Consider the following 9,919-nt stretch of genomic DNA (forward strand, 5'->3'; position numbering starts at 1 on the left):
GCTTTCCGGTCACGACAGGCGGTGATCGCCGGGCGCCATGCCTGTATGGTTGCGAAATGATTCTCAGGCTTGATGCGCAATCTCATGGAAACATCCCTTTATCTGCCCGTAAAATCCTTTCTCGAGACGGCAGGCTATGTCGTCAAAGGCGAAGTCGGCGGCTGCGATCTTGTCGGCCTCAGTGACGGCGATCCGCCGGTGGTCGTGATCTGCGAACTGAAACTGAGCTTCAACCTGGAGCTCATCCTGCAGGCCGTCGACAGGGCCGCCCTTGCCGATGAAGTCTGGATCGCCGCGAAAGTCTCGGCCAAGGGCAGGGGACGGGAAGCCGACAAACGCTACCGCGACCTTTGCCGGCGGCTCGGCATCGGCATGCTCGGCATTTCCGATCGCGGCGAGGTGAGCATTCTTGTCGGCTCCGTGACGCCGATGCCGCGGACCAATCCGAAACGACGCTCGCGGATCCTGCGCGAACACCAGAAAAGGCGCGGTGACCCTGCCCTTGGCGGCAGCACGCGCGTGCCGCTGATGACGGCCTATCGCCAGCAGGCGCTGGGCTGTGCGGCAGCGCTCGCCTGTGGTCCGCTGCGGGTGCGCGATGTCAAAACCACCATGCCGGACGCCGGCAAGCTGCTGCTGTCGAATGTCTATGGCTGGTTTGAGCGGCACGAAAGGGGCGTCTACGGACTGACGGATGCCGGTCGCGAGGCGCTGCAGCGCTGGCCGCAGACGGATGGAATGCCGGGCGAGGGGCCGTGATCCGCAAACTCTGACGTGATTTGCGGCGGGCAGAACCACCGGCCGTCGCCGATGGTCAGTTTGTCCGCAGCCGGTTTCCCTGCTGGGTTGCAGGTGTTCTCGCGCGGCCGAAACCCGGTCCTACTTTGCCTTGTCTGATGTCAGGAATTGCGTGCACCAGTCGGAATTGCTGCCGGCCACGCGGATCGAGCGGATCACATAGTCGGCCGAAACCGTCAGCTGGACCGAGCAGCTCAGATATTCCGTGCGGGCATTGGCGATCTTCTTGCCGCGCTTGCCGTCCGATGTCTTGGCATATTCGGCCGGTGTGCGGCGCGTCTTGTAGCCGCCCTTCCAGGCGTAGACCGTGGAGCTGCCGCTTTCGACATCCGATATCGGCGGGCCGAACTTGGCGAAAAAGATGCCGGCCGGCTGGCCGTTCCAGCGGGCTTCGACGGCGTTTGTCGCCGGTCCCACGGTGGTGCATCCGGCAAGTGCCAGCGCAAGGCCGGCTACGGTCATCAGGCGGAAATTCATGTCGTCATCCCCAAGGGTTTTCGTTCTAAAACAGCGCCGGCGCAAAAACGCGCAACGCGCACGTTTTCAGGGCTTCCGGTCCTGCGTCTAGCGCTAAATGCGGCGAAAGAAAATCGGCTGTCTGACTTATAGCGCGATAATTTGGCAAGCGTTGCCGAAAGACCCCGGCAGGGGGCATGCACTGCAACCTTCACGCCACCAACGTTGCCCCGCTTGACGCGCCGGGTGTACAGATCCGAGCCAGTCCCCGCCAGACATCCTCGCCTGTGCCGGGTCTTGCAGCGGCCGGCCTCGGCGAAGCGTCGGTTTACCCTGCGAAAGCGATTTCACCCGCGAAAACAGGGGTTTCCGCAAGCGGATCCAGGCGCTGCGGCAAGTTTTCAAGACAGCCGTCCGGTTTTTGTCGTTTGCCGCTTGTGGAAAGGAAAATGCTGTTCTATAGAGGCGCCGCTGGTCACGGAGTGTAGCGCAGCCTGGTAGCGCACGTCGTTCGGGACGACGGGGTCGGAGGTTCGAATCCTCTCACTCCGACCAGCTTGATCCCCGAAAATTTTCTTAGATCCATCCCCGTGTGGCTGCTTTTTGCAGGCTTTAACACTGCGCCGAAAACATTGCGTGGCGGATACGGCTGGACCGTTTTCAGACCCGTGTGGTCCCGTGTTTCTGTTTCCCGTGAGCCCCAGCCTTATCTTTCATGCTGGCGAGCAGATCGAGCGCCTCCTCGAAGCTGATCTGCGCCCGGCGCGCCGGGTCGAAGTATTTCGGATAGAGGATATAGGCGGCCGTGAAGATCTCGACGACGCTTCGTCTGGCGGTGCGGCGCGGGCAGGGCTGGCGGTCATCGGTGGCGCCCCAGCCGGCATAGAAGGGCATGCCCAGGCAGGTGACCCGGATGCCCCGGATCAGAGCCTCGAAGCCGGCCAGCGATGTGATCGTGTAGACATGATCGACCGTCTCGAAGGCGTCGGACAGCGACAGGTCGCGGTCGAGAACCATGGCGATGGCGCGCACCTTGTCCGGGTCGGACTGGCCGCGACGGGTGCGGTGCAGCACTTCCGGATGCGGCTTGTAGATGATCTGCGCATCGGGGTTCTCCTTGGCGGCGATCGCCACCAGGTCGTTGTTGTCGATCCGCCGGCTGCACCCCTTGATGATCGAGGCATCACCCTCGACCTGCCCGACGACAAGCACGCGCTTGCGGTGTTTCGGGCCGTAGATCGCGGCAATGTCGACAGTGCCGCCCATATTGTACTTCGACAGGCGGGACAGAATGAGCCTGTCCATGCCGGCCTTGCCCCGCGCAAGAAGCGCCGGATCGGCACTGAAATCATGGTTCTCGATGATCTTTTCCATGTCCGAGGCCATGGTCGCGTCAAAATACATCGACGACGTGTCGAAGCAGAGCGACAGCGGCGGCGCCTTTGTCGCGCCGAGCGCCACCGAGCGCAGGAACCCGTCTTCGATCCGCACGATCGGGATGTTCCAGAACCGGCAGAACGGCTCGATCAGGCGCGGATATTTATAGCCCCAGACATAGATTTTCGACGGCCGCGCGGCGAGCGCCTGCGGCGCGACCAGGGTGAAGAACTGCCAGAGGAAAAACCATCTTTCCCGCCGCACGACATCTTCGCCGGAAAGCCAGTAGCCGACGTGGTCCTTCCAGGGCCGCAGACCCATGACATGGGCCCTTGGCCGCGAAAGCAGTGTAGGGCGCACGAAGGCAAGCCGCGCATAGAGATAAAGCGCCTTGAAAACCTGGAGCGGATTTGCTGGATTCATCTTGGTTTCCCCGTGCCTGTAACCCGTGTCCAGTGCCGGTAACGCTGCAATGGTGCATCCGATCTCAAGATGGCTGCCACGCAAGGCCTACCGATAATCGAACGGCACAGGCGAGACAAGGGTGGAACGCGCGACAAGGCTGCGGCTTGCCGGTTGAGGGGCGCTCGGCAAGCCCGAAAAGACGGGCCGTTGGCTCCAAATTGCCCGCGAAGCGCTCGACAAAGCAGCCATTCGCGCCTACCGATGCGTTGAAAAAGGAAGTTCATTTGCAGTTCAGACGCCTCATCCTTATCGTCGTCGCGTGTCTTTCGCTCTGGACATGCACCGGCATCGATAGCGCCTTTGCCTGGGGCACGACCGGGCATCGTGTCGTCGCATTGATTGCCGAGCGGCATCTGACGCCGGTGGCACGGGAGGCTGTGTCGATCCTGCTGGATAGCGAGGGAAAGGCGTCGATGGCCGATGTCGCCATGTGGGCCGACGACGTCCGCAGCCTGAAGATACCGGTCCAGCCGCTGCATACCGTGCGCATCCCGCTTGACCACAAACCCTATGATCCAGCGATGGCATGCCCGAAGGACCGCTGTGTGCTGGCCGCGATAGAGGCATCAACTGTAACGCTGGCGGACCCCGAAGCGCCGACTGCGGCGCGCATGGCGGCGCTGAAATATCTGGTGCATTTCATCGGCGACCTGCATCAGCCGCTGCATGCCAGCGCCGATACGGGTGAGGAACGCGTCGTCTCCGAGGCCAGGAAGCGCAAGCTGCACTGGGTCTGGGATGTCGGCATTATCCGGGCGCAGGACATGAATGCCCATACGCTGGCCGGCCTGATCGACGCCGATCGTCGACTCAAGGTGAGCACTCGAGGCACGCCCGTCGACTGGGCGCTGGAAGGCCGGAACATTGCGCGCGATCAGGTCTTCCCGCCGTTGCGCGGTTGGCGTGTCGATGGCACGGTTCAGTTGCCGGCAACCTACGCCCTGGACAACTGGCCTGTCGTCCGGTTGCGCCTGAAACAGGCTGGCCTGAGACTGGCGCGGCTTCTGAATGAAAATTTCCGATAAATGCGAGCGTGCGGCAAAAGCCGGGATGTTGCCGCTGGCAATCGGGCAGCATTTGCGGCTAAGACAACGCGCATGTCGCCACGCCACGGCTGAACAGGCATCCCTCTAACGGTTCCAGTCTGAACCGGACAAGTCTGAACGAAAAGGCCGAAGATCATGGACAAACCCTGGAGCAAGAGCGTCACGCTCGCCCTCGAAGGACCGGGAAAATATACGACGATCACCAACACCGTCGAGGCATCCTGGGCGATGATCGAGGACTGGCCGCTCGACGATGCCCCGCTGCTGACCCGGGCGCTGGATCTCTGCGCGGCCGTGGCCGAAGGCAAGAAACCGTCCGAAGACGCACGCAAGGCCTTCCTTGCGGCTGCAGCGGAGGCCGAGATCCATGTCCAGGACTAAGCTGCAGCACCATGGGAACATCGCATGAAAAAGATCGACGACCTGATCGCCTCGGTGCAGAGCATCCATGGCCGCTACGCCGCCGGCCGGATGGAGCGCGAGACGGTGCGCGAATGGGTGCTGGGTCTCGGTGGCTATCCATCGCCCTTCGCCGAGGCGCTTGCCATCGCCATGGACTGGTTTCGCGGCAAACATGACCTTGATGCAGAGGATCTCAAGACCCGCGATCTGGCCGTGCTGAAGGCGATTGCCGAGGCAGCGGAGACGTGATCGGCCGGTCTTTGATGATGTAAGATCGTTGTATGCTGGGCTCGATCTTCGCGATCAGTTGAGGTAGTGGAAAATCAGCCTTCGAACAAAAGTTGTCCTGATGAAATTCGACACGCCGACGATCGTGTCTGCAGCCACAAGGCAAATCGTCATTAATCCGCAAACCTCCGTGGACAAGACGTCGTTAGTGATCTTGGAGGCACCGGTCAGGGTTGCTGGCCGCCTCTTTTTCAAAGGTTCTATCGCTGCTTACAGCTATGTGCGTTTTGTTTGCCGGGTCGCAGACCGGACAGAAAGCATTGGGCGCTATTGATCCATCGTTCCTGGAGTTTGTATTGGCGACGGGCAGCACCCAACCGATTGGCTATCGCCACACCCATTTCAGCGGCGAGCAGATGCCTGGATTTCGCCGGAAGAGCAGAAAAAACAGCGGTTTCCGCCGAACAGCGGTAAACCAAAAGCCCGCATCGACAATGACGTGTGGATCGGCACAAATGCGATTGTCCTGTCTGGAACCACCGCCGGCGATGGGGCTATCATCGCTGCCGGCTCCGTGGTTACGAAGAATGTTCCGGCTTACGCAATTGTCGGTGGCGTGCCAGCGAAGGCCATTCGCTACCGCTTTTCAAGCGAGGTGATCCATCGGCTTCACTCTCTGCGGAGATGAAGGACAAGTGGGAATGTCACAAACATTCCATGCGCTACACGTCGGCTGATGATCGCCCGTTTTCCGCCTCAGAACAACTCCGGCCGCCGCTGCCGCAGGGCTTGAATTGCGACGAAGGTTTTCATGCAGCTGATCTGGAAACTGTCAGCCATCTCGGCGAGTTGTGAAAGCGGCAATTCGTGCACTTCTATGTCTTCGTGCTCGGCTGCCAGTCCGCCGCCTTCGGTGACGCGATCGGCTATGCTGTAGGGTGCAAGGTAAATGCTGGAGCGCTCCGTCGAAATACCAGGGGCAGCCCAAAAACTTCCGAGATATTCAAGCGTGGTAACGGCAACGCCGGCTTCCTCGAGTGCTTCGCGACGTGCGCATTCCTCGGCACCTTCCGTTTCGATTACACCGGCCGGAGCCTCATACAGCCGCTCTGTCTCTCCGGCGAAGATCAGTGGTGGACGGACCTGATAGACTAGGATCGCGACCTTGCGTTCCGGGTCGTAGGGCAGGACACTGGCAACCGCTCCGTGATCTTCGATCTGGTAGGTTCGCCGCCGGCCCTGCCGGTCGAGAAGATGCAGGAGGTAACATTTGCTCCAGCCATCATAGAATTTCTCGGCTTTCTCGATCGTGATCAGCGGCATTCGATACTCCGGCAAGGCTCAAACTCCGCGCAATCTAGCCCTTATTGCCCCATACGCAACAAAAAGGGGCCGCAAGCGACCCCTTTTCCCGTTCGACTTTTTCAAGTCCGGATTTTCCCGGATCAGCCGTCGATGCCATCAAAAATTTCGGCGGCGCGGCCGGCGTTGACGCGGCGCAGTTCGATCTCCTCGCGGCGGCTGGCGAAGAGTTCGCTGGCCAGAAGCTGGTCGGCAAGATCGGCCGGCAGCGAGAGGATGACGCGGCTGTCTTCGGTGTGGATGCCCGATAGCGACGAGCGCCGGCCGGTGATCATGCCGCCGGCCACCGTGTTGTTCGTGTCTGGGTCGATCAGGATGAAGGCGCCCGTCGTGCGGTTCTGCTCGTAGCTGTCAAAGATCGCCTGTTCGTCGAAGGCCAGATGCACCTTGCCGATGGCATTCATCGGCAGCGACTGCGCCGGGTTCCACTTGCCGCTCTTGAGATCCAGCTGGCTTGCCGGCTCGACGGTGACGCGCTGGCGGCGCGAGCCGCTCTTCAGCCAGTAGCGCTTGGAAGGCTGGATGCCGTCGGACTGCAGCGCCACGAGATGCGCGTCGAAGGCAAGGCCGGTCTGCGGCTGGCTGTCGATCGAAACGATCATGTCGCCGCGCGACACGTCCACCTGGCGATCAAGCACCAGCGTGATGGCGTCGCCGGCAACGGCTGCGTTGCGCACCAGATCGAAGGTGACGATCTTGGTGACATTGGCGACCATGCCGGACGGCAGGATGATGACGCTGTCGCCTGGCTTGACCGAGCCGCCGGCAACCGTGCCCTGATAGCCGCGGAAACTTTCGCCCGGACGCGAGACGCGCTGCACCGGCAGGCGGAAGCCGACGGTCTGCGACGAGCGCACTGTGGCCAGTTCCAGCACTTCGACCAGCGTCTGGCCGTCATACCAGGGCATCGAGGCCTTGCCGTCATAGACGACGTTTTCGCCCTTCAGCGCCGACACCGGGATTGCGGTGATCTGGCGCACGCCGAGCGACAGCGCCAGTTCGCGGAATTCATGGCTGATCTGGTCGAAGCGGGCACGGTCATAGCCGGTCAGGTCGATCTTGTTGACGGCCAGAACGAACTGCTTGATCCCCATCAGCGAGGCGATCGTGGCGTGGCGGCGGGTCTGTTCGAGCATGCCGACGCGTGCGTCGACCAGCAGGATGGCGAGATCGGCGGTCGATGCGCCGGTTGCCATGTTGCGGGTGTACTGCTCATGGCCGGGCGTGTCGGCAACGATGAAGGAGCGCTTGTCTGTGGCGAAATAGCGATAGGCGACATCGATGGTGATGCCCTGTTCGCGTTCGGCCTGCAGACCATCGAGCAGAAGCGCGAAATCGGGCAGGCCGAGATCGTTCTGCTTGCCACTGTCGCGGTGAAGCGTCGCTGCCTGGTCTTCCTTGACGGCCTTGGTGTCCCAGAGCAGGCGGCCGATCAGCGTCGACTTGCCGTCATCGACGCTGCCGCAGGTGATCAGGCGCAGCGGACGCGTATCGCGTCCGGCATGAACGGGCTCTGCATGCGGCGCTGCGGCGTGGGCGGCCGAGAGAGGGGCTGGCGCGGCGGCAACTGCGGAAACGGTCATCAGAAATATCCTTCGCGTTTTTTCTTTTCCATCGATCCGGACTGGTCGCGGTCGATAGCGCGGCCCTGGCGTTCGGAGACGGTGGCGATTTCAAGCTCGGCGATCACCTCGTCGAGCGTCGTGGCTGTGGAGCGGATACCGCCGGTCAGCGGCCAGCAGCCGAGCGTGCGGAAGCGCAGCATGCCTTCCTGCACCTGTTCGCCGGGCAGCGGTTCGAAGCGCGGATCCTCGGCCCAGACCAGCATGCCGTCGCGATCGACGAACTTGCGCGGCTTGGCGTAATAGAGTGGCACCAGCGGGATATCTTCCGCCTGGATGTAGCGCCAGATATCGACTTCGGTCCAGTTCGACAGCGGGAAGGCGCGCACGCTCTCCCCCTTTCTAATCATGCCGTTATACACGTTCCAGAGTTCCGGGCGCTGGTTGCGCGGGTCCCATTTGTGGTCGGGCGTGCGGAACGAATAGATGCGCTCCTTGGCGCGGCTGGCTTCCTCGTCGCGGCGCGCGCCGCCGAAGGCGGCATCATAGCCGCCTGCATCCAGGGCCTGGCGCAGCGCCTCGGTCTTCATGATGTCGGTGTAAAGCGCCGAGCCATGCGTGAACGGCGTGATGGTTTCGGCCGCACCGCGTGGATTTTTATGCTCGATCAGGTCGAGATCATATTCCTTCATCAGCGCATCGCGAAAGTCGATCATCTCCGGGAATTTCCAGCCCGTATTGACGTGCAAAAGCGGAAACGGCACGCGGCCCGGATAGAAGGCCTTGCGCGCCAGATGCAGGAGGACGGACGAATCCTTGCCGATCGAATAGAGCATGACCGGATTGTCGAACTCGGCTGCGACTTCGCGGAAAATGTGGATCGCTTCGTTTTCCAGCGCCTTTAGATGCGGGTCGAGCGGAATTTTCGTGCTCTGCGGATTGTGCAGTTCCGTTTCCGGATGGATGGGGGACATTTCAGTGCTCCGGGAAAATCAGTGTCAGGGGCGGCGCTGCGCGGTTATCGCGCGATGCTGCTTGCCAGGGGGGTGGCCAGATCGCTGGCCAGGGTGGTGGATTGCGGAAGGGTGGACGAAGCGGCTTCGGGGACGTGCAGGCCGCATTCGCGTTTTTCGTCGTTTTCCCACCACCAGCGGCCGGCGCGTTCCGGTTCGCCGGGCTTGATGGCGCGGGTGCAGGGTTCGCAGCCGATCGAGGGATAGCCGCGCTGGTGCAGTGGATTGACCGGGATCGCTTCCGAGGCGACATGCGCCTGGATCGTCTCGATGCTCCAGTCGGCCAGCGGATTGATCTTGATCAGGTTGCGGTCGGCATCGAATTCCGCAAACGGCGTCTCAGCGCGCGCGCCCGACTGTCCACGGCGAAGACCGGTGATCCAGTAGGTTGCGCCTTCGAGTGCTTTCGCAAGCGGCTTCAGCTTGCGAAAGCCACAACAGGCATGCCGGGCTTCGACGCTGTCGTAAAAGCCGTTCAGGCCGTAGGTGGCGGCATAGGCGTCGATGTCGGTCTGCTCGGGATAGAAGCGCTTGATGAGGATGCCGTAGGTTTCCTCGGTCCTGTCGATCAGCGCCACGGTTTCGTTAAACAGCCGGCCGGTTTCGAGCGTCGAGACCTCGATGCCGAACGGGCCTTTGCCGATCGCTGCCGTGATCACCTGGTCCTCGATGCCGAGGCTGGTGGTGAACACCGCCTTGCCCTCGAGATCAGCGACAAGCGCCAGCCGACCGGTCAGGTCGAGGCCGGCGAGTTGCTGGTTCAGCGTTTCGACAGTGCTTTCAAGAGATAGGGACGTCATTGCGGAATCCTGTCTGGTTGTCGCGGAATATCGCAGCCCAGTGTGACAAAAGACAGAAAAACGGATTTCAATTGCTGCGGGATCAGAGCAAATGTCTCTCACTTCATCAAAAATGGCGGAAAAACTAGTAATTTAGTAGATTACTATGGGCTTTCGAGCCGGGTTCGTCTTTGGTCCGAGCCAGACCTTGCATCGCCTGCCTCTGTCTAACCCGCAAACCGCAACCCGTGACCGCGTCGCCCGCCTGCCCAGGCATCGCCATCAGTATCCGGGGCAGGGGTCATCAAGGCAAGTCGGCCGTTTCCGGCGTCCCCCGATCGAATGTGCTGCTGGAAGCGGAGCTGTCGCTGCCGCACGATCGAAATCTCAGCGGGGGAGATGTTTCGAAATAAATATGATAAAGATAATCA

Annotated in this window: 12 protein-coding genes and 1 tRNA gene; 7 read left to right on the forward strand and 6 right to left on the reverse strand. The window is 61.4% G+C overall.

Going from position 1 to position 9,919, the window contains the following annotated elements; genetic code table 11:
- Nucleotides 1-84: 84 nt before the first annotated feature.
- Entirely contained in the window at nucleotides 85-759 is a 675-nt protein-coding gene (locus AX760_RS08520) for a DUF2161 domain-containing phosphodiesterase (protein WP_071832449.1), read from the forward strand.
- Between the two features lie 120 nt (nucleotides 760-879).
- Here AX760_RS08520 and AX760_RS08525 read toward each other — a convergent pair whose 3' ends face one another.
- Nucleotides 880-1,275, reverse strand: a complete 396-nt coding sequence (locus AX760_RS08525) for a hypothetical protein (RefSeq protein WP_071832358.1) — start codon at nucleotides 1,273-1,275, stop codon at nucleotides 880-882.
- 457 nt (nucleotides 1,276-1,732) lie between these two features.
- Between AX760_RS08525 and AX760_RS08530 the strand changes: the two genes are divergently transcribed.
- Nucleotides 1,733-1,809: transfer RNA gene (locus AX760_RS08530), tRNA-Pro, on the forward strand.
- A gap of 105 nt (nucleotides 1,810-1,914) precedes the next feature.
- On the opposite strand, the gene AX760_RS08535 is transcribed toward AX760_RS08530, so the two are convergent.
- Nucleotides 1,915-2,952 carry a capsular polysaccharide export protein, LipB/KpsS family gene (locus tag AX760_RS08535; protein WP_071832448.1) on the reverse strand — a complete coding sequence of 346 codons (1,038 nt, stop codon included), beginning with the start codon at nucleotides 2,950-2,952 and terminating at the stop codon, nucleotides 1,915-1,917.
- A 368-nt stretch (nucleotides 2,953-3,320) separates the two neighbouring features.
- Between AX760_RS08535 and AX760_RS08540 the strand changes: the two genes are divergently transcribed.
- The 5 genes from AX760_RS08540 (at nucleotide 3,321) to AX760_RS28150 (ending at nucleotide 5,460) form a co-directional block, all read left to right on the forward strand.
- Complete coding sequence (locus AX760_RS08540; RefSeq protein ID WP_071832357.1) at nucleotides 3,321-4,121, forward strand: S1/P1 nuclease; 801 nt, start codon at nucleotides 3,321-3,323, stop codon at nucleotides 4,119-4,121.
- A 156-nt stretch (nucleotides 4,122-4,277) separates the two neighbouring features.
- Nucleotides 4,278-4,523: a DUF982 domain-containing protein gene (locus AX760_RS08545; RefSeq protein WP_071832356.1), complete on the forward strand. Its 246-nt coding sequence runs from the start codon at nucleotides 4,278-4,280 to the stop codon at nucleotides 4,521-4,523.
- Between the two features lie 24 nt (nucleotides 4,524-4,547).
- Nucleotides 4,548-4,793 (forward strand): hypothetical protein, encoded by a 246-nt coding sequence (locus tag AX760_RS08550; RefSeq protein WP_071832355.1) that lies wholly within the window; start codon nucleotides 4,548-4,550, stop codon nucleotides 4,791-4,793.
- A 100-nt stretch (nucleotides 4,794-4,893) separates the two neighbouring features.
- Nucleotides 4,894-5,106, forward strand: a complete 213-nt coding sequence (locus AX760_RS08555; protein WP_071832354.1) for a hypothetical protein — start codon at nucleotides 4,894-4,896, stop codon at nucleotides 5,104-5,106.
- 153 nt (nucleotides 5,107-5,259) lie between these two features.
- Nucleotides 5,260-5,460, forward strand: coding sequence for an LbetaH domain-containing protein (locus AX760_RS28150; RefSeq protein WP_425348827.1), 201 nt, complete (start codon nucleotides 5,260-5,262; stop codon nucleotides 5,458-5,460).
- Nucleotides 5,461-5,528: 68 nt separating this feature from the next.
- On the opposite strand, the gene AX760_RS08565 is transcribed toward AX760_RS28150, so the two are convergent.
- From AX760_RS08565 to AX760_RS08580, 4 genes are all read right to left on the reverse strand, one after another.
- On the reverse strand, nucleotides 5,529-6,095 hold the full coding sequence (locus AX760_RS08565) for an NUDIX domain-containing protein (protein WP_071832352.1): 567 nt from the start codon (nucleotides 6,093-6,095) through the stop codon (nucleotides 5,529-5,531).
- Nucleotides 6,096-6,217: 122 nt separating this feature from the next.
- Nucleotides 6,218-7,717, reverse strand: coding sequence for a sulfate adenylyltransferase subunit CysN (cysN, locus tag AX760_RS08570; protein ID WP_071832351.1), 1,500 nt, complete (start codon nucleotides 7,715-7,717; stop codon nucleotides 6,218-6,220).
- Entirely contained in the window at nucleotides 7,717-8,670 is a 954-nt protein-coding gene (gene cysD / locus AX760_RS08575; RefSeq protein WP_071832350.1) for a sulfate adenylyltransferase subunit CysD, read from the reverse strand. The genes cysN and cysD overlap by 1 nt, the downstream gene beginning before the upstream one ends.
- 44 nt (nucleotides 8,671-8,714) lie before the next feature.
- Entirely contained in the window at nucleotides 8,715-9,509 is a 795-nt protein-coding gene (locus AX760_RS08580; protein WP_071832349.1) for a phosphoadenylyl-sulfate reductase, read from the reverse strand.
- Nucleotides 9,510-9,919 lie beyond the last annotated feature (410 nt).

It is taken from the genome of Pararhizobium antarcticum (assembly GCF_001885585.1).
GTDB classification, from domain to species: Bacteria; Pseudomonadota; Alphaproteobacteria; order Rhizobiales; family Rhizobiaceae; genus Pararhizobium; species Pararhizobium antarcticum.

Bases quoted from the DNA above. Each gene is read 5' to 3' on its own strand.
- AX760_RS08520 (WP_071832449.1), top strand. From the start codon at position 85: ATGGAAACATCCCTTTATCTGCCCGTAAAATCCTTTCTCGAGACGGCA.
- AX760_RS08525 (WP_071832358.1), bottom strand. From the start codon at position 1,275: ATGAATTTCCGCCTGATGACCGTAGCCGGCCTTGCGCTGGCACTTGCC.
- AX760_RS08535 (WP_071832448.1), bottom strand. From the start codon at position 2,952: ATGGGTCTGCGGCCCTGGAAGGACCACGTCGGCTACTGGCTTTCCGGC.
- AX760_RS08545 (WP_071832356.1), top strand. From the start codon at position 4,278: ATGGACAAACCCTGGAGCAAGAGCGTCACGCTCGCCCTCGAAGGACCG.
- AX760_RS08550 (WP_071832355.1), top strand. From the start codon at position 4,548: ATGAAAAAGATCGACGACCTGATCGCCTCGGTGCAGAGCATCCATGGC.
- AX760_RS08555 (WP_071832354.1), top strand. From the start codon at position 4,894: ATGAAATTCGACACGCCGACGATCGTGTCTGCAGCCACAAGGCAAATC.
- AX760_RS08565 (WP_071832352.1), bottom strand. From the start codon at position 6,095: ATGCCGCTGATCACGATCGAGAAAGCCGAGAAATTCTATGATGGCTGG.
- cysN (WP_071832351.1), bottom strand. From the start codon at position 7,717: ATGACCGTTTCCGCAGTTGCCGCCGCGCCAGCCCCTCTCTCGGCCGCC.
- cysD (WP_071832350.1), bottom strand. From the start codon at position 8,670: ATGTCCCCCATCCATCCGGAAACGGAACTGCACAATCCGCAGAGCACG.
- AX760_RS08580 (WP_071832349.1), bottom strand. From the start codon at position 9,509: ATGACGTCCCTATCTCTTGAAAGCACTGTCGAAACGCTGAACCAGCAA.